This window comes from Dactylosporangium sucinum (assembly GCF_014647515.1).
GTDB classification, from domain to species: Bacteria; Actinomycetota; Actinomycetes; order Mycobacteriales; family Micromonosporaceae; genus Dactylosporangium; species Dactylosporangium sucinum.
The window spans coordinates 15,780-41,531 of sequence record NZ_BMPI01000045.1 but is presented as its reverse complement, the minus strand read 5'-3'; the positions used below and the strand labels follow the sequence as shown (position 1 = coordinate 41,531).

The following is a 25,752-nucleotide window of genomic DNA, read 5'->3' as shown; positions in this document are numbered from 1 at the left end:
CGGTGTGGCCGGCGACCGTCGCGCGGGCCAGGGTCACGTCGCCGAAGGCCAGGCCGCGGTCGTACACGGCGGCCACCCGCAGCCGCGCCGGGGTGCCGTCGCCCAGCCAGAGTGAGACCTGGTCGCCGACGTCCCAGCCGTGGGTCGACGCCTGCAGCGACGACACCGCCACGCTCGTCGCGTCCAGGCCGGCCAGGCTGCCGCGGCGGACCCGCAGGTCCAGCGTCGACGGGAGGTCGAGCGGGTCCACGGCCTGGGCCGGCACCGGCTCGGCGCCGTCGAGCACCCGGACCACCACCGCCGTGCGGTGCACGCCCGTCGCGGCCGCCACGCCGGGCAGGCGGCGCAGCTCCTCGGCCGCGGACGGCGGCAGGCCGCCCGGCGCGACCACCGCCAGGGACGCCACGGTGCCGGCGCGGTGCTGGGCGACCGTCTCGCGCTCCAGGTTGTCCTGCAGGAACCAGACCGAGCCGCCCAGGCCGACGGCCAGCACCAGGGCGGTGAGGACGGTGACCGTGCCGCGGGCGTTGGCCCGCAGGTTGGCCGCGGCCAGGCGGCCGGCGGCGCCCCACAGCCGGCGCAGGCTCGGGCCGAGCAGCCGGGCGGCCCCGGCGTTGATCCACGGGGCGAGCAGGGCGACGGCGAGCACCAGCAGGTACAGCAGGCCGGTCGCGGACGCGATCGCCGTCGTCCCGCCGGTGACGGCGGTGACCACGACCAGCGCCGCCGCGCCGGCCAGGGCGGCGAGGCCGAACCCGGCCCGGACGCGTCCGCGGGCGCGCGCCGGCGGGCGGCCCGCGCGCCGGGCGCCCACCACCGCGGCGACGGCCGCGACGAGCAGCACGGTCGCGACGACCGCCGGTGCGGCGAGCAGGCCGTCGCGGAACGGGAAGCCGGCCGGGACGGCGCCGCGCTCGACCAGCCCGGCCCGCACCCAGCGGCCGGCCAGCCAGCCGAGCGGCAGGCCCAGGGCGGCGCCGGCGAGGCCGAGCGCGGCCACCTCGACGAGGACGAGCCGGCGGACCTGGCCGCGGGTGGCGGCGACGGCCCGCAGCACGGCCAGCTCGCGGCGGCGCTGCCGGACGGCGAGGCCCACGGTGCCGGCGACGACGAACCCGACGAGCAGGACCACGTAGCCGCCGAAGGCCGCGCCAACCTCGACGAGCACCGCCGCCGCCCGGGCGCCCTCGGGGTGCTCGGCCCGGCCGCGGGCGGCGCCGCGGTACACCTCGAAACCGGCCGCGGCCCGTTGCAGCTCGGCGGGGTCGAAGCGGCCGGTCACGGCGAGTGCGTCGGCCCGGCCGGGGCGGGGGTTGAGGGCGAGCGCGCGGGCGGTGGTGAAGTACACGCCGGGGCCGTCGACGACGCCGCTCACCCGATACCGCCGCGCGACCCCGCCGACGGTCAGCTCGATGGTGTCGCCGGGCCGCAGGGCGGCGGAGACGAGGACCTCGTCGTCGCCGAAGGGCGCGGCGCCGATCCAGCCGTGGCCGGACACCGGCACCCCGCCGGCGACCACCGGGATCGTCACGTCGGGGACGACCGCGGTGACGCCCGGGACCGCGCGGAGCCGGTCGGCCAGGTCCAGCGGCACGGTGCCGCCCTCGGGCAGCGCCACGGTCGACGTCGTCGCCGAGCCGTCGAGATCGGTGCCGGTGACGGTCAGGTCGGGCCGGGCGACGACGGCGTCGGCGGCGGCATAGCGGTCGGGCGCGACCGAGAACCGCAGCCCCGACTCGACGAGGGAACCCATCGCAAGCAGGATCGCGACGCCGGCCGTCAGCGCGACCAGGGTGGCCACGGCGGTGCCGGGACGGTGGCGCAGGGACCGCAGCGCGAGGCGAGTCATCACACCGTCGACGCTAGGAAACCGGCCGGCGGCAAACCATCCGGCTAGGTACCCGATCGAAGGTATAGCAGGCGCTACCCCGGGCCCCAGAGCGCCGGCACGTCCGCGAGCCCGGCGCGGCCCTGCCCGGCGCCTACGGGTTGGCCGCCTCGACCAGCTTGGCCAGGGTCTGCCCGGCGAACCGCTCCCCCGCGAACGCGGCCAGCCGGGACAGCGGCATGTTCGCCATCATCGCGAACATCTCCGGGTCGGCGGCGGTCGCCGCCATCGCCCCGCCGCCCTCGGTCGCCATCGCGGCGAACAGCTCGCCGAGCAGCGGCGCGCCGTGCGGGTCGGCGAGCCACTCGGCGATCGTCGACTCCGCGGTCAGCGGCCGCCGCTCGTCGTCGCCGGCGAGCGTGACGGACGCGGAAGCGTGCAGGTCGCGCGAGGAGGAGCCGACCGAGAACTCGTAGTCGCCCGGCTCGACGACCCAGCGACCGAGGTCGACGTCCCAGTAGGCCAGGTCGTCGAACGGCACGAACACCGAGACGTCGGCCGACGCGCCGGCAGCGATGAGCACGTTGGCGAACCCGCGCAGCTCCCGCGGTGGACGGCGGACCCGCGACGCGGGCTTCCCGCAGTACACCTGGATCACCTCGCGGCCGTCCCGCGTGCCCGTGTTCGTGACGGTGACCCGGACCGTCACCCCGCCGTCGTCCACCGTGACGGCCGCCGGGCCGTAGGCGAACGTGGTGTAGGAGAGGCCGAAGCCGAACGGATACGCCACCGCCTGCTCCCGCGCGTCGAACGCGCGGTAGCCGACGTGCACGCCCTCGCCGTACCGGACGTGGCCCTGCTCGCCGGGCCAGTCCAGGAACGCCGGGTGGTCCGCCAGCCGCAGCGGGATCGTCTCGGCCAGCCGGCCGGAGGGGTTGACCCGGCCGAACAGCACGTCGGCGATCGCGCCGCCGCCGGCCTGCCCGAGCAGCCAGCCCTCGACGAGCGCGGGGACGGCGGCGTCCCACGGCGTGGTGCGCACGACCGCGCCGTTGGACAGCACGACGACGGTGCGCGGGTTGGCCGCGGCGACCCGGGTGATGAGCTCGACGTGCGCGGCGGGCAGGTCCCACGAGTCGCGGTCGGAGCCCTCGGTCTCCCGCTCGGTGCCGGCGAACACCACCGCGACCGACGCCTCGCGGGCGAGCGCGACGGCCGCCTCGACGTCGTCGTAGCCGGGCGCGAACGTGACGGGGCCGCCGGCCAGCCGGGTGATCTCGCCGAGCGCGGTGTCGAGCCGGGTCGGGGTGATCTGCGAGCTGCCTCCCCCTTGGTACCGCGGCGTCCGCGCCTGCTCACCGAGCACCGCGATCGACGCGTCCCCGGCCAGCGGCAGCACCCCGCCGTCGTTCTTCAGCAGCACGATGCCCCGCCCGGCGACCTCGCGGGCGAGCGCGTGGTGGGCGTCGGCGTCGTACGAGAACGACCCGCGGGCGGCCGCCGCCCGCCGGACGAGCGCCGCGACCCGCTCGGCGGCGGCGTCGAGCTCGGGCGACCCGCCGGTGGCGACCAGCGCCCGGTCGCCGGCCGGGTCGGGGCCCGGCATGGTGAGGTCGAGGCCGGCCCGGACGGCGGCGACCCGGTCGACGACGGCGCCCCAGTCGGACACGACCACGCCCTCGTAGCCCCACTCGCCGCGCAGCACCTCGGTGAGCAGCCAGTGGTGCTGGGAGGCGTGGACGCCGTTGATCCGGTTGTACGAGCACATGACGGTCCACGGCCCGGCCTGCTGGACGACCCGCTGGAACGCGCGCAGGTACAGCTCGCGCAGCGTCCGCTCGTCGACGTCGGCGCTGACCCGCATCCGGTCGGTCTCCTGGCTGTTGATCGCGAAGTGCTTGAGCGACGCGCCGACCTCGCGGCTCTGCAGGCCGCGCACCCACTCGACGGCGAGCACGCCGGTGAGCAGCGGGTCCTCGGAGAGGTACTCGAAGTTGCGCCCGCCGAGCGGGTGCCGCTTGAGGTTGATGCCGGGGCCCAGCAGCACCGACACGTCCATGGCCCGCGACTCGTCGCCGAGCGCCTCGCCGACGCGCCGGGCGAGGTCGGGGTCCCAGGTCGAGCCGAGCGCGACCGCGGGCGGGAAGCAGGTCGACGCCTCGCTGGCCAGGATGCCGAGGTGGTCGGCCCCGGTGAGCTGCTTGCGCACGCCGTGCGGGCCGTCGGTGAGCATGACGTCCGGCAGGCCGGCGACCGCCTTGGTGCGCCAGAAGCTGCTGCCGCTGGTGAGCGCGGCCTTCTCCTCGAGGTTCACCCGGCACTCCTTACCTAGCACCTAGTAAGTAGTAACTATCGCGTACCGTAGCCCTGTGCGGGACGGACCGGCAAGGGGCGGACGGCGGGAGCGCTCCCGCCTGCCCGCGGCGCAGCGGCGGGAACGGATCATCGCGGCGGCCACCGCGCTGGTCGCCGAGCGCGGGTTCTGGGGCCTGTCGATGCAGGACGTCGCCGACGACTGCGGCCTCACCGTGCCCGGGCTGCTGCACCACGTCGGCTCCAAGGACGGGCTGCTCGTGGCGGTGCTGGAGCACCGCGACGCGGAGGACGGGCGCTCGCTGGAGGCGGCGCTGGGCGTGCCGCCCGAGGAGGCGGGCCTGCGCGAGCTGTGCGCGGCCCTCGTGCGCCGCAACGCCGCGCAGCCGGAGATCGTGCGGCTGTTCGCCGTGCTCGCGGCGGAGTCGCTCGCCCCCGACCACCCGGCGCACGACTACTTCGTCGCCCGCCAGCGCACGGTGCTCGACGCGCTCGCCGATGCGGCCGAGGGCGCGTGCGCCGACCCGGAAGCGCTCGCGCGGCTGGTCATGGCCACGATGGACGGGCTGCAGCTGGTGTGGCTGCGCGACCCAGGCACCTACGACCTGGTGGCTATGTGGGAGGAGGCGGCGGCGGCACTGTTCGGCGCATCGGCGTGAACAGGGCCGACAGCGCGGTCAGGGTCACCGCCGCGCCGCCCGCGGCCAGGGTCGCCGGGACGCCCCACTGCCCCGCCGCGGCGGTGAGGCCGGCCGCGCCCAGCGGCGCCAGGGTGAGCTGGAGCGTCCAGAACGCCGCGGTGACCCGCCCGAGCAGGTGCGCCGGCGTCACCTCCTGGCGCAGCGACATCGACGCGATCCCGGCCACCCCCGAGCACAGCAGCACGACCGCGGCCAGCACCGCGACGACCGCCACCTGCCGGCTGAACCCGACCGCCGCCACGCACAGCCCGGCGAGCGTGTAGGCGCCGATCCACAGCGGCCCGAAGCCGGCCCGCCGGCGCAGCCACGCCACGACCATCGAGGCGACGAGCGACCCGACGACCGCGGCGGTCATGACGGTGCCGACGACACCGTCGGGCTGCCGGAGATCGTGCGTGAGGTGGTAGATCACGACGTCGTCGAGCGCGCTGGTCACCGCCAGGACCACGGTGAGCAGGACGGTGAGCGGCAGCAGGACCGGGTGGTGCCGGATGAACCGCACGCCCGCGGCGAGCCCGCCGGAGTCCGGCACCGGCGGGACCGGCCGCATCCGCACGAACGACAGCAGGGCCGCCGACAGCGCGAACGTGCCGGCGTCGACGGCGATCGCCGCCGCCGGGCTGGTCAGGCCGGACAGGAAGCCCGCCACCGCCGGCCCGGCCAGGGCGGCCACGGCGTAGGCGCTGTAGAGCCGCCCGTTGGCCTCGGTGATCCGGTCGACCGGCACCAGGCCCGGCACCACGGTCACGTAGGTGACCTGGAAGAGCATCGAGAACACGGCGGCGAGCGGCACCACGGTGAGGACCAGCCACAGCGGGCCGCCGGTGAGCGGGATCGCCGCGTACAGCCCGCAGCGCGCGACGTCGCAGAGCCGCAGCAGCAGCTTGCGGTCGAAGCGGTCGGCGACGTGCCCGGCGAAGATCCCGGTGAGCAGCGTGGCCAGGGCGCTCAGCCCGGTCACGGCGCCGACCTGGCCGACCGTCCCGCCGCCGCGCAGGATCAGCAGCGGCACCGCGACGAGGGAGATCGCGTCACCGAACGCCGAGAGGGTCTGGGCGGACAGGAACGCGGCGAAGCTGCGATTCATCGCAGTGATTGCAGCACATCTCGTACCGCGGTGCGGGGCAGGTCGAGCAGCCGGGCGTCGAGGTGCGCCGGGCGGGCGACGAGGCCGGCCGCCGCCGCCCGCGCCTCGTTCTTGGTGAGGGTCCCGCCGCTGCCCTGCACGAGGGCCTCCCGCAGCACGTTGCCGAGCTTGCCGTGCGCGTGCGTGAGCAGCCAGCCGGCCGCGCCGTGGTCGCCGGGCGCCGCGCTCGCCTCGACGACGGCGTGCTCCGGGCCCGGGGTGCTCCGGCGGTACCGCAGCAGGTACTTCGCCGCGACGAGCTCCCGCAGCGCGGCCTGCCCGGCGGCGTCGGCCAGGTCGGGGTGCCGGTTCGGCACGAGCAGCGTGAGCCGCTCGGCGTTGACCGCGAGCAGCGCCCGCAGCAGCCACGGCCCCGGGTCGCCGGTCAGGTCGACGTCGGCCCGTTCCGCTTTCCCGGCCGGCCCGCCGCCGAACAGCTCGGCCGGCGACCGGGTCGCGCGGCCCTCCAGGGAGTGGCCGCCGTGCGTGTAGATGTTGACGGCCGTGCGGGCCAGGCGCTTCTCCAGGGCCGGCCAGGTGCCCGCGGTCGGCCGGCACACGTAGAGGTCGCTGGCGCTGCCGACGGCCTGGGCCCCGTGGTAGCGGTTGAAGGCCGGCAGGATCGCCTCGATCGCCAGGTCGAGGTCGAGCACCGCGCGCTGCACCTTGAGGCCGAGGGCGGGGGTCAGCGGGCTGAAGCCGTAGGCCATGACGAGCCGCCCGTTGGCCCGGTCGCCGAGCGCCTGCGCGCCCCGGCCGAGGAACAGCTGGACGCCCTCGGGCGTGTACGGCGGGTCGGTGAACACCAGGTCGGCGCTGCCCGCGACGACCGGCGGCAGGCCGAAGCGCAGGTCGGCGTGCCAGCACTCGACGGCCGGGTCGCGACCGGCGATGTACTCCAGCAGCCGCTCGTCGACGTCGACCACGGTGACCCGCAGGCCGGGGTTGACCTGGCGCACGGCGAGCGAGGTGAGGTCGTGGTCGCCGACGCAGACGAGGTGGGCGCCGGTCAGGTCGAACGTCTCGTCGAGCCACACCGCCCGGCGGGCCGCGGTGTGCGCGGTCGCCGAGACGTGGTCGAGGTTGCGGTCGGCGGCGGGCGCGTCCGCGACGAGCCGGGCCATCTCGGGGACCGGGCGCGGCCGGTGCAGGGCGTCGAGGTCCAGGCGGTGGCGGTACACCTGGGGCAGCAGGCCCTCGTGCAGGTCGGGCCCGGCGGCGCGCAGCAGCGCCTCGACGGTCCGGCGGGGCACCGCGAAGTCCCGGACCAGGTCGTCGAGGGAGGGCGCGGGCGGTTCGGTCAGCCGGGCGACGACCTCCCGGATCCGCCGCGCGCCCACCCCGGCCTCGGCGACGAGTGCGGCCACGGCATCGATCGATTCGTCACCCACGATCGATCAACTTACCCCACGCGCCGAGTTAAAAGTTAACGACGCGTAGTCGCCGGGCCGGGTCGAGATCTACGGAGCGCGAGATTTCCGGGACGTTTCCACCCCTGAAGTACAGGGTGGGGGCGAGGGTGGCCAGCGGGTATCGACCCTTGTCCAAGGATTCCCGGATGTGTGATCGTCCTGGCATCGCCATAAGTCGATGAGTCAGGCCGGCCGAATCGGCGCGCACGCCGGCCGGCCACCCCTCGGCTTCCGCGTGTCGGTATTGGTTCCGGCGCACCCGTCACCCAAGACATTCCCCGGTGGTGTGCGTCGTTGCTGGAAAGAAGGCACCCTTGAAGTTCACCCCACGGTTCGCTACAGCGGCCGGAGTGTTCGCGGTCGGGCTGGTCACCGCCGGCACCGCCGCGGCAGTGCAAGCCTCGCCCCCAGTACCAGGGCCGGAAAGCCTGGCGGTGGCTGACGCCGTCGCCGTGCAGAAGGCCGACGCCTTCGTCGCGTCCAAGCCCAGCGCCCTCCACCCGAGCTCCGACGACGCCTACGTGCAGAAGTCGGTCACCGCGTCGGGCAGCGCGAAGTACATCGCGTACGAGCGCACCTACAAGGGCCTCCCCGTCGTGGGCGGCGACTTCGTCGTCGTCACCGACCAGGCGGGCGCGACGAAGTACACCTCCGTCGCGCAGACCCAGGCGATCGGCAACATCTCGACCGCGGCCAAGCTCAGCAAGGCGGAGGCCGAGGCTGTCGCCGGCAAGCAGCTCACCAAGGTCAACCAGGTCGAGAGCACGAAGCTGGTGGTGTTCGCCCTCAACGGCGCGCCCCGCCTCGCGTACGAGACCACGCTGAACGGCACCGGCGCGGACGGCGCCAGCCGGCTCGTCGTGGACGTCGACGCGGCCACGGGCGCCGTCCTCGACAAGGTCGAGAAGGTCATGAAGGGCACCGGCACCGGCTGGATCGTCGGCAGCGTCACGATCAACACGACGCTGTCCGGCAGCACGTACCGCATGCAGGACCCGAGCATCTCCGGCCTGTCCTGCCAGGACGCGGCGAGCAACACCACCTTCTCCGGCTCCGACGACGTCTGGGGCAACGGCTCCGGCACCAACCGGGAGACCGGCTGCGTCGACGCTCTCTACGCGGCGCAGAAGGAGGCCCAGATGCTCTCGTCGTGGCTGGGCCGCACCGGCTTCAGCAGCAGTGGCGGCGGCTGGCCGATCCGCGTCGGGCTGAACGACCAGAACGCCTACTACGACGGCACCCAGGTCCAGATCGGCAAGAACACGGCCGGCCAGTGGATCAGCTCGCTCGACGTGGTCGCCCACGAGCTCGGCCACGGCATCGACGACAACACCCCCGGCGGCATCTCGCGCTCCGGCACCCAGGAGTTCGTCGCGGACACGTTCGGCGCGGCCACCGAGTTCTTCGCGAACAACCCGAACGACCCGCCGGACTACCAGGTCGGCGAGGAGATCAACCTGGTCGGCAGCGGCCCGATCCGGTACATGTACAACCCGTCGCTCGCCGGCGACCCGAACTGCTACTCCAGCAGCATCCCGTCGACCGAGGTCCACGCCGCGGCCGGCCCCGGCAACCACTGGTTCTACCTGCTCGCGCAGGGCAGCGCCGGCGGTGGCGGCCAGCCGTCCAGCTCGACCTGCAACAGCTCGACGGTCACCGGCATCGGCATCCAGAAGGCCATCAAGATCATGTACAACGCGATGCTGATGAAGACCACGTCGTCGTCGTACCTGAAGTACCGCACCTGGACGCTGACCGCGGCGAAGAACCTCTACCCGGGCAGCTGCACCGAGTTCAACGCGGTCAAGGCCGCGTGGGACGCCGTCAGCGTGCCGGCGCAGTCGGGCGACCCGACCTGCACCGGCGGCACCACCCCGCCCACCAGCACGCCGCCCACCAGCAGCTCGCCGCCCACCGGTGGCTGCTCCGGCCAGAAGCTGCTCAACCCGGGCTTCGAGTCGGGCACGGCGAACTGGACCGGCACCACCGGCACCATCGGCCAGTGGGCCAGCCAGGGCCAGGCGGCGCACGGCGGCACCTACAGCTCGTGGCTCGACGGCTACGGCTCGACCCACACCGAGTCGATCGCGCAGTCGGTGACCATCCCCGCCGGGTGCAACGCGACACTGAGCTTCTACGTGCACATCGACTCGGCCGAGACGACGACGACCACCGCGTACGACAAGCTGACCATCACGGCCGGCTCGACGACGCTGGCGACGCTGTCGAACCTCAACAAGGCGTCGGGCTACCAGCTGAAGACCTACAGCCTCAGCGCCTTCGCCGGCCAGACGGTCAGCATCAAGTGGACGGGCACCGAGGACTCCTCGCTGCAGACGTCGTTCGTCATCGACGACACGTCCGTGACGCTCAGCTAGCCGCTCACTGATCGCAGGGGCCCGGGCCGCGCGCCGCCCGGGCCCTTCTGCGTCCAACGCTCGCCGCGAGCGCGCAGGACCCCACCGACGCCGCCACGCCGGCCGCTCTGGAGGCCGAGCCGAAGCGGATCCGGCAGCGGGGGATCACCGTGCGGACGGTCGAGCAGGCCCTCGACGAGGTGGCGCCCCCGCTGTCCTGACACCGCACTGACACCGGGCGTCGGTTACGGTGGCCGGGTGCGTGGGACTCTGCGGCATCTCCGGGCCTTCCTGGTCGGCCCGGACCCCGCGGTGCACCCGCGCACCCGGCTCGGCCGGTCGCTGCCGCTCATCGCCGCGGTCGCGGCCGTGCTCAGCGGCCTGCTCTCGTACGAGTACCTGCGCGGCAACGGCGGCGGCAGCGGGTTCTACCGGGCGGTCGTGTCGATCCTCACCGCCGCCCCGCTCGCGCTGCTGCCGACCCGGCCGCTGCTCGCGTGGCGGTTCGCGTGGGTCGTCGCCCTCTGGACCGGCCTGACCCTCGACCTCCGCGACGGCACGCCCTGGCCGTGGCAGCCGGTCCAGATCCTGCTGTTCCCGCTCATCCTGGCCGTGGTCGCGATCCGGCACCCGCGCGGCGTGCTGGTCTGGGTCGGCGCCTCCGCCCTGGTGCTCCTGCTCGGCTTCACCAACCCGAACAACGTCGCCGGGCTGGTCCTCGCCGTCCTCGCCATCATCGTCGTCGGCGACCAGATCCGCCGCCGCCGCGAGGTCCAGCGTGCCCTCGCCGAGGAGGAGGAGCGCACCGAGCTGGCCCAGGCCCGGCGGGCGGTCGCCGAGGAGCGCAACCGGATCGCCCGCGAGATGCACGACGTCGTGGCCCACCACATGTCGCTCATCGCGGTGCGGGCCGAGACGGCCGTCTACCGCATCGAGGGCGTCCCGCCCGCCGTCGCCGAGGAGCTGGCCGCCATCGCCAGCACCTCCCGGGAGGCGCTCGGCGAGATGCGCCGGCTTCTCGGCGTGCTGCGCGGCGCCGACCAGCCCGCGCCGACCGAGCCGCAGCCCGTCCTCGACGACCTCGCCGGCCTGGTCCGCGACGCCCGCGAGGCCGGCGTCGAGGTCACGTTCGTGCCGTTACCGGGTGCGGAGGTCCCGCCCGCGGTCGGCCTGGCCGCCTACCGGATCGTCCAGGAGGCGCTGTCCAACGCGCGCCGCCACGCGGCCGGCGCGCCGGTGCGCATCGCGCTCACCCGCGACCGCGGCGCGCTGCGGGTGCGGGTCCACAACCGGCCCGGCGTCGCCGAGGACGGCGGCGGCGCGGGGCACGGGCTGCTCGGCATGCGCGAGCGGGCCGCCGCGGCCGGGGGCTCCCTCACCGCCGGCCCGGTCGCCGACGGCTACCTGGTGGAGGCGTTGCTGCCGCTCGACCACGACGGGAACGGGGACGGGACAGATTGATCAAGGTGATGATCGTCGACGACCAGGCGATGGTCCGGCAGGGCTTCGCCGCGCTGCTGGCCGCCCAGCCCGACCTGACCGTGGTCGGCGACGCCGCCGACGGCGCGCTGGGCGTGGCGATGGCCCGCGAGCGCTCGCCCGACGTGGTGCTCATGGACATCCGGATGCCGGTCCTCGACGGCCTGCAGGCCACCCGGCAGCTGCTCGACGTCGCGCCCGGCCTGCACCGGCCGCGGGTGCTCATGCTCACCACGTTCGACCTCGACGACTACGTGTTCGAGGCGCTGCGCGCCGGGGCCTCCGGGTTCCTGCTCAAGGACGCGCCCGCGGCCGAGCTGGTGAACGCGGTGCGGGTCGTCGCCGCCGGCGAGGGCCTGCTCGCCCCGTCCGTCACCCGGCGGCTCATCGAGCAGTTCGCGGCCCGGCCGCGGGCGGTCCCGCACCGGCCCGCGCGGCTGGCGGCGCTGACGCCGCGTGAGACCGAGGTATTACGCCTCGTCGCCCGCGGGCTGTCCAACGGGGAGATCGCCGACACCCTCGTCGTCGCCGAGCAGACCGTGAAGACGCACGTCAGCCGGGTGCTCACCAAGCTCGACCTGCGCGACCGGGCCCAGGCCGTCGTCTTCGCGTACGAGACCGGGCTCGTCACCGCCGGCGAGTAGTACCGGCGAGTAGTACCGGGGAGGTACGCCGGGGATGGCGCCCCGGGGTGACGATCCGGGCCCCGCTTCGTCCCTACCGTCCGGGCCATGCGAAGGCTGCTGGCTCTCCCCGCGATCGCCCTCTGCTGGGCGGTCCTCGGCCCGACCCACGTCACGGACGTGCCGGCGCCGCTGCCGATCCACAGTGGACGGTGGCCCGACGGCCGCGCCCTGGAGATCGTCGGCGACCTGGCGGCGGCCCGCACGGTCGTCGTGCTGGTGCCCGGCGTCGACACCACCGCCGCCAACTTCGACACCGGGCTCGGCGGCGTCCAGCGCCGGGCGCCGGCCTGGCAGGCGCGCCAGCTCGCCGCCGCGATCGGCCGGCCGGACGTCGTCGTGATCGCCTGGCTGGGCTACGAGCCGCCGGAGGGCGTGCGGCTGGCCGCCGTGCGCGAGGACCGGGCCGCGGCCGGCGCGCTCGCGCTGCGCGCGTTCGTCGCCCGGCTGCCCGGCGACCGGATCGTGCTCGTCGGCCACAGCTACGGTTCCACGGTCGTCGGCCTCGCCGCGCCCCGCCTCGACCGCCGGGTCACCGACCTGGTCGCCCTGGGCAGCCCGGGGATGGGCGCGGACCGCGCCGCCGACCTGCACACCACGGCCCGGGTGTGGGCCGGCAGCGCGGCGTCGGACTGGACCCGCCGCCTGCCCGGCCTGCGGATCCTGGGCGCCGGCCACGGCACCCACCCGGCCGACCCGGCGTTCGGCGCGCTCGCCCTGCCGGTGGACGGCGTCGAGGGCCACGACGGCTACTTCGTCACCGGCACGCCCACGCTCGGCGCGCTCGCCGGCCTGGCCCGCGGGGAGTCCTGATGTTCCACCTCGACGAGATCATCCAGTGGTACCGCGAGCACGCCGCCGACCTGCGCCGGGCCCGCGACGAGCAGCGCGAGCTGCGGACCCGGCGGGACCTGCGGCCGGCGCTGGACGACCTGGAGGCGGAGATCGCGTACCTGACCGTCCGCGCCCTGCGCCCGGCCGTGGTCGTGGAGCTGGGCGCGAGCCACGGCTGGTCGACGACCTGGCTGCTGCGGGCGTTGCGGGACAACGCCGGCGGCGAGCTGCACTCGTACGACCGCGGCTCGGCCGCGCCGCGCGCCGTGCCGGCGGAGCTGGCGACCGGCCGCTGGCACTTCGTCCCCGGCGACGTGCGGGCGGCGGCGGTGCCGGACGCGCCCGGCTTCCTGCTCGTCGACGCGGCGCACACGGTGTCCTTCGCCCGGTGGTACACCCGGACGATCTTCCCGGGCCTGCGGCCGGGCGCCGCGGTGGCGGTCCACGACGTCTACCACGGCCGCCGCCCCTGGCCCCGCAGCGAGGGCGCGGTCGTGCTGTCCTGGCTGCGCGGGCGCGGCGTCGGCCACCTGACCGCCTCCCGCGCCGCCGACCCGGACACGCGCGACCGCCTGCTCGGCCTGAAGCACAAGCTGCACCTGTCGGCCCCGGTCCACGACCGCGCCCGCGACCCGATGCTGTTCTTCCGCGTCCCGTGAGGGGTCAGAGGAGGCGCAGCTCGTGCGCCCGCACGACGGCGTCGCGGCGGCGGTGGACGCCGAGCTTGCGGTAGATGTGCACGAGGTGGGTCTTCACGGTGTTGGCGCTGACGTGCAGCTCGCCGGCGATCTCGGCCACCGTGCGCAGCCCGGCGAGCCGCCGCAGCACGAGCAGCTCCGCCCGGGTCAGCCCCTCCCCGCCGTCCGGCAACCGCACTCCGGCCGCCGGTTCGCCGGCGCCGGGATCGGGCGGATGCGGGCCCGGCGCAGGGGCCGGCGCAGGGGCCGGCGCTGGGGCCGGCGCTGGATGGCGCGCCGCGGCGGGCGGGCGCGGCGACCGCGGGGCCGGTTCGAGCAGGAACGGCCGGACGATGCCACCCGGGGCGGCCAGGTCGTGGGCCTGGCGCCGCAGGTTGGCCGCGTGGGCGGCGTCCCCGGCCCGGCCGGCCAGCCGGGCCAGCAGGAGCAGGGCCTCGATCCGGTGCAGCAGCGGCTGGTCGGAACGCCCCGCGACCGGGTGCAGCAGCCGCTGGCCCTCGGCGACGACGTTGGCGGTCGGCGGGCGGGTCAGCAGCAGGCGGGCCCGGACGAGGCGGGCGGCGGGCCGGGTGAGCTCGCCGGCGTACCGCTCGGCGTGCCGCCGCGCGTCGGCGAGGTAGCCGGCCGCGAGCAGCAGCTCCACGTGCAGGCGGTGCACCTCGGGCGGCACCGGCACGCCGTCGTGCAGCAACCGCCGCGTGGTGCGCAGCGCCGCCCCGAGCTCGCCGCGCTGCTGGTCGATCATGGCAAGCTCGAGGTACTCCGCGCGGTTCACCGCCGGGTCGCCGTGCCACAGCCGCACGGCGAGCGTGTCGAGGTGCTCGGCGGCCGTGTCGAGCTCGTCGCGCTGGATGTGCACGGCGGCCAGGACGACGTCGGCCCAGCCCCCGTCGACGGCGCCGGTCGCGCCCTGCCCGGCGAGCGTCCGCTGGACCTCCCGGGCCTGCTCGGCGGCGGCATCGAGCGCGCCGAGCTGCAGGTCGGCCATGGCCCGGTAGCGCACCGCGCCCGCGTACGCGACCGGCCCCCGCTCCCGGGCGACCGGCATCCACCGCGCGAGCACGGCCCGCGCCCGCAGCGGCTGGTCGAGGCGCAGCGCTTCCCGCACCTCCCAGGCGAGCCGGGCGAGCGGGTCGCTCGTTCCCGACCCGTCGGGCAGGCCCGCCGCCGGCCCGCCGGCACCGGCCGGCGGCTCGTCCGGCCCCGCGCCGGTCGGGGGCCGGCCCGGCGCCGCGGCGGCCGGGGGCTCGGCGGCCGCACGCTCGCCCAACTCGGCGCCGACTGCGGGCTCGCCCAACTCGTTGCCGACTGCGGGCTCGCCCAACTCGGCGCCGACTGCGGGCTCGCCCAACTCCACGGCCGCGGGCTTTCCCCACTCCCCGCCGGCCGCGGGCTCGCCCCGTCCCGTCGGGGGCCGGGCCGGTGCGGGTTGACGGTCGGGCAGGGGCAGTGCGGTGAGGCCGGCCCAGAGGAGCGTGGCATGGTGGTCGTGGCGGAGGCGGTCGGCGCCGGCCTGGTCGCCGGCGGCCACGGCGTGGTGGAGGGCCTCGTCGAACCGGCGGTGCTCGGCGTACCAGCCGGCGGCGGCGCCGTGCAGCGCCCGCGCCCGGGCGGGATCCTCGTGGGTCAGCCCGGCGTAGAGGGCGGTGCGCCACAGGAGCGGGTAGGTGTACCAGCCGTCGCCCGTCCCGGTCGCGAACGCCTCGCCGGCCGCAAGCCGCCCCAGCAGCGCGGCGGCGTCGCGGCGGCCGGTCAGCACGGTGAACAGGTCGGCGCAGACCGCGCCGACCAGGCAGGTGTCCCGCACGGCTCGGCGGTCGGCGGCCGGCAGGCCGGCCAGTACCTCGTTGAGCACGTACTCCCCGAGTCCCGCGCCGCCGGCCAGGAACCCCCGCAGCCGCGGGCCGGCGTCGCCGGGGGCCTCGGCGAGCGCGCCGGCGGCGAGGACCACGCCCGCCGCCCAGCCGCCCGTGATCGCGAAGACGTCGCGGACGGTCTCCGGCGGGACGTCGGCCGTTCGCCCGCAGTACCGTGCGATCTCCTGCGGCGTGAGCGCGAGGGCCCGCCGGTCCAGCTCCTCCGGGGCGGTGCCGGCGAGGGCCGCGCGCAGGCCGGGCGGCATCCACCGGCCGGCCAGGATCAGCCGCGGCCCGCCGGGGGCGGCGAGGGCGGCGATGCGTGCCAGCAGCGGCTCGCCGGCGGTGTGCACGCCGTCGATCACCACCGTGGCCGAGGACGGCGGATGCGGATCGAGGCCGGCGCCCGCGGCGGCGTCGTGGTAGCGGGCCGCGGGGTGCTCGGCGCACCAGGCCCGCGCGAGCTCGGTCTTGCCGGCACCGGCCGGGGCGGTGACGAGCACGCACCGGCGCCGGCGGTCGCCGAGCACCGCGTGCAGGCGGGGCCGGCGCACGTGGGCGACGGCGGGCGGCCCGAACCCGGCCCCCGCGACGCCGGCCCGGCCGGCGTCGCTCCGGCCCGGGTCGCTCGGACTCGGGCCGTTCCCACCCACGCCGCTGTCACCCGGGCCGCTGTCACCCGGACTCCGGCCGCCGGCGTCGGCCCGGCCGGCCTCGTGCGGGGCCGGGCGCTGCCGCCGTCCCGGGTCCCAGTGCGCCGCGTTGGCGCCACGCGCCCGCTGGGTGACGCTCCGCCGGGACCGATCGCCTCCCGTTGCCGCCATGAGCACCTCCGGCCCGTCGCCGGACGGGCGAGTCGAACGATGTCCACGTGCTACCTGCGGTGCAGCAGTCGCCGCCGCGCGGCGGGGCGAAGCGACGTGCGTCCATTCTCGTGGCACCGTTGGCGGACCGGCTCACCTGAAGGGACAAATCCGTTCCGCTCGTCACCCGCCATACTCGAAGAGCGGCATACCGCGCAGCCAAGGGGGTGGTTCGATGGGTCAGCCGCCCGGGACCGTCGTCCCGGACCCGGTGCGCACCGCCCGCGTCGTGCGGGACGGTGCGCGGCTCGACGCCGTCGCCCGGTTCCGCCGGCTCGGCGACGACCCGTGGTGCGACCGGCTGGCCGAGGACGCCTGCGCCCGGCTGCGGGTCCCGGTCGCCGGCCTGGCGCTCGTCGGCCGGCACCGCCAGCGGTTCGTCGGCGCCCACGGGCTGCCCGAGCCGCTGTGCACGGCCCGGGAGATCCCGCTGGCGCTGTCGCTGTGCCAGTACGTCGTGGGGGAGGGCACGCCGCTGAGCTTCGACGACGCCCGCCGCGACCCGCTCGTCCACGACAACGAGGCGGTGACCGACCTGGGCCTCGTGTCGTACGCCGGCGCCCCCGTCACCACCCGCGCCGGCCTGGTCGTCGGCGCGTTCTGCGTCATCGACCGCCGGCCCCGGGCCTGGACCCGGGACGACCTCGACCAGGTCGCCGACTACGCGGCCCTGTGCGCGGCCCGCCTCGACGGCCGGCACGGCCCGGCCGGCGCCGGGCACCGCACCGGCCGGGCGCGCCCGCACCGGGTCGCGCCGGAGCCGCTCCGGCTGGTCGTGCCGGCCGGCGCGCCGGACCCCGGGGCGCCCGGCGGGCGCCTGTGGCGGCCGACCGGGCTGCTGCCGGGACTGCGGCTCGACGCGCCCGTCGGCGGCGAGCTCCGCGACGGCGAGCTCACCTGGGCCGGCCGGCTGCACGGCGAGGCCGTCGTCGTGCGGCTGCTGGCCGCCGACCGGCCGGCGGCCCGGGCCCGGTTCGCGCGGGCGGTGGACGCGTACGTGGCGTTCGGGCCGGCCCCGGTGCCGTTCGTCGCCGGCCGGTACCTCTGGAGCGACAACGACGCCGTGCTCGTCCTCGCCGGCGACGCCGGCCACCAGCTCGGCCCGGCCGACGTCGCCGAGGTCGAGGCCGCGGCCGTGCAGTTGTCGGCCTGGTCCCCGGCGACCGGCCGCAGCCGGGACTGGCGCGTCGACTACGGCCGCATCGTCGACCGTCACGAGCGCCGGGGCCGCCTCACCGCCGACGAGGCGCACCGGCTGCGCCGCCTCGTCGCCCTGTGCGGGCCGGTCCGGACGTTCGCGCACGGCGCTCTCACCCCGGCCGCGGCCCGCCGCCTGCCGTCCGGCCGGGTCGGGCTGACCGGCTTCGGCCGGTCCGGCTATCACCTGCCCGGGCGGGACCTGGCCACGCTGTTGCTCGCCGCCGACCCCGGCGACCACGCGACCCACGACCGCCTGCTGCGTCGCGTCCTCGATGCCGACATCCTGGAGCCGTTCACCGCCAGCCTCCTGCTCGCGGCGGCCGAGATGCAGGCCGCCGCGCCCGTCGCCTGGGCCCGGCTGCGCCACGGCCGCCGCCTGGCGACCCGGCTGCTCTACCGCCTCGGTTAACGACCGGGGACGGTGCGGGGCGGGCTCGAACCGGTGTCGCGGACCGGGTCGGTGGGCAGGCCGTCCGGGAAGGCCACCTCGACGACGCTGTGCCCGCCGAAGGCGTAGGCCGGGTCGGCCAGGCACGGGTCGATCCGCGTCCTGGGCGTCGCCGCCGTCGGGGCGACGGCGACCAGCACCGCCAGGCCGTCGTCGGCGGCGAGCAGGACCACCGCGGGCAGGCAGGTCAGGTTGTGCGCGACCAGCAGGGTCAGCACCCGACCGGCGAAGGCGTGCCGCTCGACCGGCACCGCCACCGCGTCCGCCACGCCCGCGTCGGCGACCATGGGCGCGCGGGCGACGACCCGCACCGGCACATCGGTCACGAGCCGGTCGACCTTCACCTCGAACCGCTCGGTGTACGCCTGCTCCGGGGTCTGCTTCGGCCGGCACGACGACGGCACGAGGGCGACGCAGAAGACGACCAGCAGCACCGGGATCGCGACCGGCCAGGTGCCGCGCCGCTGCTCCAGGACGCGGCGCCCGGGGTCGTTGGCGGCCTGCCACGCGGGCGCCACGCCGAACCCGGCCAGGACCCCCACGACGATGCCGGCGACGGTCCAGAAGGGGCCGAGCGCGGTCGCCCGCAGCGCGACCACCGCGACGAGCACCCCGGGGACGCCGGCGGTGACGTAGCCGAGCATGCGCGCGTCGCTGCCGGCGGGGTGGGCCCGCCGGGCCAGGAACACCGCGACGGCCACGCCGACCAGGTCGGCGATCAGCAGGGCCGCGGTCCAGCCGCTCATACCCGCAGATTGTGCTCCGGGGACGCAAGCGCGGGCGGTGCGAGGCGGACTACGGTGCCAGGCCGGCGAGGATCGTCGCCACCGGGCGCTCGGTCGCGTGCCGGTAGCCGGTGCCGGCCCACAGGTGCAGCCGGTCCGCGTCGCCGGCCGCGGCCGCCGCCCGGCGCAGCGGCGCGGTGAGGTGGTGGATCGCCGGATACCCGGCCGGGGCCTCGGCGTCGTGCCGCTCGATGAACCCGTTGCGCAGGCCGCGGGCCGGCCGCCCGGTGAACGCCCGGGTCAGGACGGTCTCGGTGCGGGACGGGTCGGCCAGGGCCGCCTTGTGCGGGGCGGAGGCGCCGCTCTCCGGGGCCCGCAGCAGTGCCGTGCCGATCATCGCGGCGGAGGCGCCGGCCGTGAGCACGCTCGCCACGTCGGCGGCCGTGCCCAGGCCACCCGCGGCGACCAGCGGGAGGGACACCGCCGCCCGGACCCCGGCGATCAGGTCGGGCAGCGGTACCTCGGGAATCGCCACCGACGGCGTGAGCGTCCCCGAGTGTGCGCCGGCCGCGAACGACTGCACGACGAGGACGTCGACGCCCAGCTCGGCCGCGGCCCGCGCCTCGGCCCGGTTGGTGACGGTCTGCGCGACGACGGTCCCGGCCCGGCGCAGCGCCGCCACCAGCGTGGCCGGCGGCAGCCCGAACGTGAAGCTCACCACCGGCACCGGGTCGGCGAGCAGCAGGTCGGTCTTGGCCGCCCAGTGGTCGTCGTCCTCGACCGGCGCGGCGCCGGCGAGGCCGAGCCCGAGCGCCGCCGCATCGGGCGCGAGCGAGGCCGCGTACCGCCGGAACGCGGCCGGGTCGACCGGCACCGGGTTCGGCGCGAACACGTTCACCCCGAACGGGACGCCCCGGACCGCGGCGATCTGCGCGGCCAGGTCCTCGGGCGTGCGGTAGCCGGCGGCCAGGAACCCCAGCGCGCCCGCCCGGGCGGCGGCGGTCACCAGCGCGGGCGTCGTCGCCCCGCCGGCCATCGGCGCCGCGACCAGCGGCAGGGTGGTGCCGTCGAACAGCGTCACGCCCCCAGCCTAGCCAGCGCCTCGTCCAGCGCCCCGGCGCTGATGAGCTCCTCGTGGGTGCCGGCCGCGCCGCAGGCGAACGCGCCCGAGACCGCGCCGGCCAGCGCGCACTCCGCGATCGGGCCGCCGGCCAGCCAGCGGCTCATGAAGGCGGTGCTGTACGCGTCGCCGGCGCCGTTGCTGTCGACGACCGGCCGGTCCGGCGGCACGACCGGGAAGCGCGCCGGAGCCTCGTCGCCGCGGCACAGCACCCGGCTGCCGCCGGCGCCCTCGGTGGCGACCACGACCGTGGCCCGGCCCTCGGCCAGGATCTGGCGCATGATTGCGTCGATCCGGTCCGGCGCGGCGGCCGAGCTGAGGAAGACCAGGTCCGCCTCGTACGCGAGCGGATGCGCCCACTCATCGGCACCGTCCCACGCGTGGACGTCGGTCGACGAGGTGATCCCGAGCCGCCGCGCGGCCGGGAACGCCTCCAGGGCCCGCGGCGAGGCCACGTGCACGTGCCGGGCCCGCTCGACGAACGGCAGGTAGAACGCCGGCGGCAGGACCAGGCCGTCGGGGTGGCGGCCGTCGAAGAAGGAGAACCGCCGCCCGGCCGCGTCGACGAGGTTCACGCTGCGCGGGGTGCCGTTCGGCGCGGGCAGCGCGCTGAAGTCCAGGCCCGCGGCCGCGTACCGGGCGCGGACCAGGTCGCCGGCCGGGTCGTCGCCGAGGAAGTCGGCGAACTTCGTGCGCAGCCCGAGCGCGTGGAACCCGAGGGCGACGCCGTTGCCGGAGTGGGCGACGTAGTCGTACACCGGCGGGACGGGGAGGAAGTCGCCCGGCGGGACCGCGAGCTCGGGCACCCGGACGATCGTGTCGACCCCGACCCCGCCCAGCACCACCACGTCGAACTCCGCCATGATCGCGAGCATAGACCGCGGTGACTCGCCTCGTGGGGCCGTCGTTTCTGTACAAGACAGCCTCGACGGGCGCTGCTTAGCGTGGTGCCTCGTCGCCAACCGTGAGGAGCACAGCACATGCGTGACCTGGTCTACACCGGCTTCGTCTCACTCGACGGCGTTGTGGACTCGCCCGGCGGCGGGCCGGGCGAGGACCACCGCAGCGGTGGATGGGTGATCAAGGACGTCGAGTACCTGCCCGAGGCGTTCTCGCTCAAGGGCGAGGAGCTCGAGGACACGGCGGCGCTGATGTTCGGCCGGCGCAGCTACGAGGCGTTCGCACCGATCTGGCGCGACTCGCAGGACCACTCCGCCTACCGGGACCTGCCCAAGTACGTGGTCTCGGCCACGCTGCCCGACGACGCGCTCGTCGAGGGCTGGGGTCCGACGACGATCCTGCGCTCGACCCGGGACGTCGTCGAGCTGAAGCAGCGCGCGGGTGGCGCGATCTTCATCCACGGGAGCGCGGAGCTCGCCCGCCGCCTGTCCGACGCGAGCCTGATCGACCGGTACCACCTGCTCGTCTTCCCGGTGCTGCTCGGAGCCGGGAAGGGCCTGTTCAGCAACGCGGACAAGGACAAGCAGGTGCTGCGCCTGCGGGCATCCGCGGCCTACCCGAACGGCATCGTCAAACTGGTCTACGACGTCGTCCGCTGACCCAGATCCAACGCGATCGCGCCGCCGGTGCGCTCGCGGAGCTGCCGCGCCGTGCGCCCGACATACCGGCGCAGCGAACGGGCCAGGTGCGGCTCGTCGAAGTACCCGAGCCCGGCGACCACATCGGCGACCGGGACGCCGGCGGCCAGCAGCCCGGAGGCCCTGCGGGTGCGTTCGATCTGCCGTACCGCCCCCTGGGTGAGGCCCGTCGCCGCGCGGAACCGGCGTTCGACGGTCCGGCCCGAGACTGGTGGACGATGCCCCCGGCGGACCTCGGCGACGAGCGGGTCACGGACCAGGGATCCGGCGCGGACGAGACGGTCGACCAGGGCCTCGGCGTCGTCGGCGCCGGGCGTCTCCCAGCGGGCGCCGTCCAGCCGGAAGCTTCTCCGCGTGGCGTCGGGCAGTTCGATGCCCCGGTCGACGAGGGCCGGCGTGGGCACGGCCCGCAGCGATGTGCCCACGCCGAACTCGATGCCGAGAAATGTGGCGCCCTCCGGCACCGGTGCGTGACCGGTCCCGGTCTCCGGGCCGGTGACGCACGCGTAGGCGGTGCCGTCGCGCTCCCAGAACACCAGCCCCCAGCACACCGTGGCGACGGAGGTCATCTCCGCGACCCGCCCGCTCGTGCAGGTCCACACGGCCTCGACCCACGGCGAGTCGGACGCGCGGGTCTCGAACCGCAGTTCCACGAGCGAAGCATAGGCACGGCTGCGGCGGCGGTACTGCCGGTGCGGAGCGGCGCATTCCGGGCGCGAGCGTGGTCGGCGCGGTGCGGGCGTGAAGGTGGTCCCGCCGGCGCCGGCGAAGCTCACCGGCTTCGCCGTCGGTTAGGCCCGGTTGTGCAACAGGCCCTAACGCTGCAGCAGGGCGGTCACGGCCGGGTACGAGGCGCGGGTGGCGGTGGTCATCCGGTCGCGCACGTCGTTCTGCTCGGCGGTGGTCCAGCCGACCGGGTCGGACCGCCGGACGCTGACCCGCATGGTCCACACCAGGTTGTGGTCGAGCACGCCGAGCACGAACGTCATCTCGGTCTTCATCTGCTGCGGCGCGTTGTGCACGGTGTAGAGGACGGCCTCGGTGCCGAGGCCGTCGAGCTGGACCGGCTGGTCGTTGACGCGCGCGGCGCCGTCGACCGACTGGTAGAACATCCGGGCGACCTCATCCCCCTCCCGCACGGTGACGCTGGCGACGATGCTCGCCCGAGCCTTGCCGCGCTGGTGCACCCGCTCGCTGCTGCAGGAGGCGTCGATGCCCTGCTGGGACGCGTTGAAGCGCGGCTCGGCCGGCGTGTCCTGGTCCTCGAACGGCGCCTGGAACGCGGTGAGGTCGAGGTGCGTGCACAGGTTGTCGACGGTGCGCGTGCCGTCGTAGTGCGGCAGGACGACCGGCACGTCGACCGGCTCGTCGTACAGCTTGTGGTAGGCGGTGATGCCCGCGACCGTGAGTACCGCGAGCCCGGCGACGACCGCCCCGATCCGCACCGCCGTCCGCTGCCGCCGGGCCCGGCGGCGGTCCGCTCGACCCGACCCCGCCTCGTGGGCGACATTTCGGAAATGTCCAGCTCCGGCGGCGGAAGCCGCGCCGGAGCCAGGCCCGGCCGGGCCCGCGGCCGGGGCGGGTGGCACGGACACGGGCGAGGCCGCGTAGGGCGGTGCCGACATCGGCAACGCTCCCCCGGTGACCGGCCCCGCGGCCGCACCGGAGACCGGGAGCGGGCCGGCGCCGGAGACCGGGCGGGGCACGCCCGCGGCCGCGCGGGCGCGCGCCGGGGCGGGATCGGTCCGGCGCAGCGCGCCCTCGGCCACCACCAGCTCCGGCTGCTCCGCGACCACCGGCGCGACGCCGAGCGCCTCGTGCAGCAGGGTCGCGACGAGCGGCATCCGGCTGGAGCCGCCGACCAGGAACAGGCCGCCCATGTCCCCGCGGCCCACGCCCGCGGCGGTGAGCAGGGTGCGGGCCATCGCCACGCTCGGGGCCAGGACCGGGCGGGCCAGGCGGTCCAGCTCCTCGCGGCCCAGCGGGACCTCCCGGCCCAGCGACGGCACCATGATCACCGTGCCGCTCACGCGGGACAGCATCTCCTTGGCGGAGCGCACGTCGTCCCAGAGCCGGCGGCGGACGGCCGGGTCCGGCCAGAGCTCGCCGTACAAACCCTGCAAATATCGGACGATCGACGCGTCCACGTCGAGGCCGCCCAGCTCGTCGAGGCCGTCGGAGGCGACCGGGGCGAAGCCGTCGGGCCGGCGGCGCAGCAGGGTGACGTCGGCCGTGCCGGCGCCCAGGTCGTACACCATGAGGAAGGCGCCGACCGGCAGCTCCCGGCCGTGCGTGGACGCGAAGAACGTCGCCGCGGCCAAGGGCTCGGCGACGAGCGAGACCGACCGCAGCCCGGCCCGATGGGCCGCCTCCTCCAGGCGGGCGCGCCGGCCGCTGCCCCAGTCGGCGGGGTGGGTCAGGACGGCCTCGGCGACCGGCCCGGCCACCCGCTCGGCCTCCGCGGCGACCCGGCCGAGGACGGCCGCGATCAGGTCGCGGACCTCGACCTCCGCGTCGCCGAGCAGCACGCGGGACTCGTCGATGCGCCGCTTCGGGTTGGGTTCGAGGCGCTCCGGCGCGCTGCGGGCCAGGTGGGCGGCGTCGCGGCCGGTGTGCAGGCGCCCGTCGGGGCCGGCCAGGACGGCCGAGGGCAGCAGCGGCGAGCCGTCGAAGAGCAGGGGCTGGACCCGCCCGTCCGGGCGGCGCACCACCCCGATGGTCGTGGAGGTGCCGAAGTCGACGCCTAACCGCGGGCCCGTCATGCTCGGCGAGAGTAACGCATCGAAAGTCGCACCCAACCGCGGAGCGGGCCGGGCGCACCGACGTGGTGGAGGGAGGCGATGTGCGCGACGAACTTGAGCGGGAGTACGTGGAGTACTTCGAGTCACGCATGCCGCACCTGCGCCGGCTGGCGGCGCTGTTGTGCGGCGACTACCACCGGGGTGACGACGTGGTGCAGGCGGCGGCGACCGCGCTCTACGCCCGCTGGCGGCAGGCGCGGGCGGCCACCGATCTCGACGCCTACGTGCGCCGGGCGGTGGTCAATGCGTTCCTTCGCGAGCGCCGCCTGCGCTGGGCGCAGGTGTCGCTCACCGACCAGCTGCCCGACCGTCCGGCCGTCACGGGGCAGCCGGACGACGAAAGGCTGGTCGTGCGGGCCGCCCTGCGGCAGCTGCCGCCGCGCCAGCAGGCGGTGCTGGTGCTGCGGTACCTCTGCGACCTGCCGGTCGCCGAGGTCGCCGGGCTGCTCGGCTGTGCCGAGGGGACGGTCAAGCGGCAGACCTCGGACGGGCTGGCCGCACTGCGCAAGCGGTTCGGCGACCGGGACATGGACTCGACACCGCTGAGGAGGCTGGCATGAACGACGGATCGGACCTCGTGCGCGCCCTCACCGTCGGGGAACCGCCGCCCTCCCGCGTCGACCTGCCGCGCGCGATCCGGGCCGGGCGGCGCCGGGAACGGCTGCGGGTGGCGGCCGTCGCGGGCGCGGCGGCGGTGGCGGTCCTCGCCACGGCCGTCGTCGTCAACCAGTCCGCGGGCGGCTCACGCGGCGCCCCCGTCACCGGCGTCTCCGTCAGCCCGTCGCCGCCCGCGCCGCGCTCCACGGTCGCGCCGCCGCTGGGCACCTGCACACTCGACGACCTGGACCGCCCGGGGGTGCCGACGGACACGAGGGACGTCGTGGCCGACCCGACGGGCCGGATCATCGTGGTCGGTTCCAGGACTCCCGCTTCCGACCAGCTCATCGTCAAGATCACCGATGGCGTGCCGCAGACCATCGACCGCACCGGCTCCGTCGTGGCGGTGAACCGCTCCGGCGACTTCGTCGGATTCGGCGCCGACGGCAAGGGGTGGCTGCACCGGGGCGGACAGTTCGTCACGATCCCGGTTCCCACCGGGTTTGAGCGGTCGGTCCCGGTGGACCTCAACGACCGGGGCGACGTGCTCCTCACGCTCTCCTCCCGGGAGTCCGGGCAGCTGGGCGCCGTCTGGTCCGCGGAACGGCCGGACGTACTGCGCTTCCTGGAGCCGCCGGACGGCTGGCACTCGTTCGGGGTCGGGATCGGCGAGGACGGCACCGTCGCCGGGGTGCTGACCCAGCTGCCGGCGCAGTTCCGAATGGAACCGGCGGCCTGGCTCCCCGACGGGACACTGCGCCGGCTCCCGGTGCCGGAGGGGAGCAACGGCGCCATCCAGTCGATCAACGGCGAGTGGGTGGTCGCCTCGGGTCTGCGCTGGAACCTGCGCACCGGCGCCGTCGACCGGCTCGAGGGCATCGTCGCCAAGCATGCCGACCAGTACGGCAGGCTCTTCGGCCTGGGCGGGACCACCGACTTCTACCGCCCAGCGGTGTGGGTCAACGGCACGGTCAGCCTCCTGCCGGCCGACCCGGAGCGAACCGCGGGGGACATCGACTGGGTCGGCGACGACGGCACGAGGCTCACCGGGACCCTGAACACGCTCGGCGCGCCGAACGTCCGGCGGGTGATGTGGACCTGCACGGGCTGATC

Annotated in this window: 20 protein-coding genes; 10 read left to right on the top strand and 10 right to left on the bottom strand. The window is 76.0% G+C overall.

From position 1 onward, the window contains the following. A partial coding sequence (locus IEZ31_RS36490) for an ABC transporter permease (RefSeq protein WP_229836175.1) occupies window positions 1-1,849 on the bottom strand: 1,849 nt, incomplete at its 3' end. Between the two features lie 133 nt (window positions 1,850-1,982). After that, a complete protein-coding gene (locus tag IEZ31_RS36485) occupies window positions 1,983-4,142 on the bottom strand; it encodes a glycoside hydrolase family 3 C-terminal domain-containing protein (RefSeq protein WP_190254645.1) in 2,160 nt (719 codons plus the stop codon). 55 nt (window positions 4,143-4,197) lie between these two features. Between IEZ31_RS36485 and IEZ31_RS36480 the strand changes: the two genes are divergently transcribed. Beyond that, window positions 4,198-4,800, top strand: a complete 603-nt coding sequence (locus IEZ31_RS36480) for a TetR/AcrR family transcriptional regulator (RefSeq protein ID WP_190254644.1) — start codon at window positions 4,198-4,200, stop codon at window positions 4,798-4,800. Here the strand turns inward: IEZ31_RS36480 and IEZ31_RS36475 are convergent. Then, window positions 4,754-5,929, bottom strand: a complete 1,176-nt coding sequence (locus tag IEZ31_RS36475) for an MFS transporter (protein ID WP_190254643.1) — start codon at window positions 5,927-5,929, stop codon at window positions 4,754-4,756. The genes IEZ31_RS36480 and IEZ31_RS36475 overlap by 47 nt on opposite strands. After that, window positions 5,926-7,359, bottom strand: coding sequence for a bis-aminopropyl spermidine synthase family protein (locus IEZ31_RS36470; protein ID WP_229836174.1), 1,434 nt, complete (start codon window positions 7,357-7,359; stop codon window positions 5,926-5,928). Before IEZ31_RS36470 ends, IEZ31_RS36475 begins: the two co-directional genes overlap by 4 nt. A 335-nt stretch (window positions 7,360-7,694) precedes the next feature. On the opposite strand from IEZ31_RS36470, the gene IEZ31_RS36465 reads away from it, so the two are divergent. The 5 genes from IEZ31_RS36465 to IEZ31_RS36445 all read left to right on the top strand — a co-directional run bounded on the left by IEZ31_RS36465 (window position 7,695) and on the right by IEZ31_RS36445 (window position 13,392). Beyond that, window positions 7,695-9,758, top strand: a complete 2,064-nt coding sequence (locus IEZ31_RS36465) for a M4 family metallopeptidase (RefSeq protein ID WP_190254642.1) — start codon at window positions 7,695-7,697, stop codon at window positions 9,756-9,758. Between the two features lie 237 nt (window positions 9,759-9,995). Next, complete coding sequence (locus IEZ31_RS36460) at window positions 9,996-11,198, top strand: sensor histidine kinase (RefSeq protein WP_190254641.1); 1,203 nt, start codon at window positions 9,996-9,998, stop codon at window positions 11,196-11,198. After that, window positions 11,195-11,860 carry a response regulator gene (locus IEZ31_RS36455; protein WP_190254640.1) on the top strand — a complete coding sequence of 222 codons (666 nt, stop codon included), beginning with the start codon at window positions 11,195-11,197 and terminating at the stop codon, window positions 11,858-11,860. The genes IEZ31_RS36460 and IEZ31_RS36455 overlap by 4 nt, the downstream gene beginning before the upstream one ends. Before the next feature lie 87 nt (window positions 11,861-11,947). After that, complete coding sequence (locus IEZ31_RS36450; protein WP_190254639.1) at window positions 11,948-12,712, top strand: alpha/beta fold hydrolase; 765 nt, start codon at window positions 11,948-11,950, stop codon at window positions 12,710-12,712. Beyond that, a complete protein-coding gene (locus IEZ31_RS36445; protein WP_190254638.1) occupies window positions 12,712-13,392 on the top strand; it encodes a class I SAM-dependent methyltransferase in 681 nt (226 codons plus the stop codon). Before IEZ31_RS36450 ends, IEZ31_RS36445 begins: the two co-directional genes overlap by 1 nt. Before the next feature lie 4 nt (window positions 13,393-13,396). Here the strand turns inward: IEZ31_RS36445 and IEZ31_RS36440 are convergent, their stop codons facing one another. Continuing rightward, complete coding sequence (locus IEZ31_RS36440; RefSeq protein ID WP_190254637.1) at window positions 13,397-16,111, bottom strand: helix-turn-helix transcriptional regulator; 2,715 nt, start codon at window positions 16,109-16,111, stop codon at window positions 13,397-13,399. A 214-nt stretch (window positions 16,112-16,325) separates the two neighbouring features. Here IEZ31_RS36440 and IEZ31_RS36435 point away from each other — a divergent pair, with 214 nt between their 5' ends. Beyond that, a complete protein-coding gene (locus IEZ31_RS36435; protein WP_190254636.1) occupies window positions 16,326-17,759 on the top strand; it encodes a GAF domain-containing protein in 1,434 nt (477 codons plus the stop codon). On the opposite strand, the gene IEZ31_RS36430 is transcribed toward IEZ31_RS36435, so the two are convergent. From IEZ31_RS36430 to IEZ31_RS36420, 3 genes are read right to left on the bottom strand one after another with little or no spacing between them, the layout of a single operon-like run. Further along, window positions 17,756-18,544 carry a hypothetical protein gene (locus tag IEZ31_RS36430; protein WP_190254635.1) on the bottom strand — a complete coding sequence of 263 codons (789 nt, stop codon included), beginning with the start codon at window positions 18,542-18,544 and terminating at the stop codon, window positions 17,756-17,758. The genes IEZ31_RS36435 and IEZ31_RS36430 overlap by 4 nt on opposite strands. Before the next feature lie 49 nt (window positions 18,545-18,593). Next, the gene (locus IEZ31_RS36425; protein WP_190254634.1) at window positions 18,594-19,604 is read right to left on the bottom strand and encodes a nitronate monooxygenase; all 1,011 of its coding nucleotides are present in this window, start codon (window positions 19,602-19,604) and stop codon (window positions 18,594-18,596) included. Then, entirely contained in the window at window positions 19,601-20,506 is a 906-nt protein-coding gene (locus tag IEZ31_RS36420; RefSeq protein ID WP_190254633.1) for a carbohydrate kinase family protein, read from the bottom strand. Before IEZ31_RS36420 ends, IEZ31_RS36425 begins: the two co-directional genes overlap by 4 nt. 117 nt (window positions 20,507-20,623) lie before the next feature. Here IEZ31_RS36420 and IEZ31_RS36415 point away from each other — a divergent pair, with 117 nt between their 5' ends. Continuing rightward, window positions 20,624-21,202: a dihydrofolate reductase family protein gene (locus IEZ31_RS36415; RefSeq protein WP_190254632.1), complete on the top strand. Its 579-nt coding sequence runs from the start codon at window positions 20,624-20,626 to the stop codon at window positions 21,200-21,202. Here IEZ31_RS36415 and IEZ31_RS36410 read toward each other — a convergent pair. Together IEZ31_RS36410 and IEZ31_RS36405 are read right to left on the bottom strand one after the other, a co-directional pair. Beyond that, the gene (locus IEZ31_RS36410) at window positions 21,184-21,894 is read right to left on the bottom strand and encodes a helix-turn-helix domain-containing protein (RefSeq protein WP_190254631.1); all 711 of its coding nucleotides are present in this window, start codon (window positions 21,892-21,894) and stop codon (window positions 21,184-21,186) included. The genes IEZ31_RS36415 and IEZ31_RS36410 overlap by 19 nt on opposite strands. A gap of 162 nt (window positions 21,895-22,056) precedes the next feature. Next, window positions 22,057-24,003, bottom strand: a complete 1,947-nt coding sequence (locus IEZ31_RS36405; protein WP_190254630.1) for an Hsp70 family protein — start codon at window positions 24,001-24,003, stop codon at window positions 22,057-22,059. A gap of 80 nt (window positions 24,004-24,083) precedes the next feature. Between IEZ31_RS36405 and IEZ31_RS36400 the strand changes: the two genes are divergently transcribed. Both IEZ31_RS36400 and IEZ31_RS36395 read left to right on the top strand, forming a co-directional pair. Further along, window positions 24,084-24,602 carry a SigE family RNA polymerase sigma factor gene (locus IEZ31_RS36400; RefSeq protein ID WP_190254629.1) on the top strand — a complete coding sequence of 173 codons (519 nt, stop codon included), beginning with the start codon at window positions 24,084-24,086 and terminating at the stop codon, window positions 24,600-24,602. Further along, window positions 24,599-25,750, top strand: a complete 1,152-nt coding sequence (locus IEZ31_RS36395; protein WP_190254628.1) for a hypothetical protein — start codon at window positions 24,599-24,601, stop codon at window positions 25,748-25,750. Before IEZ31_RS36400 ends, IEZ31_RS36395 begins: the two co-directional genes overlap by 4 nt. The last annotated feature ends 2 nt before the right edge of the window (window positions 25,751-25,752 follow it).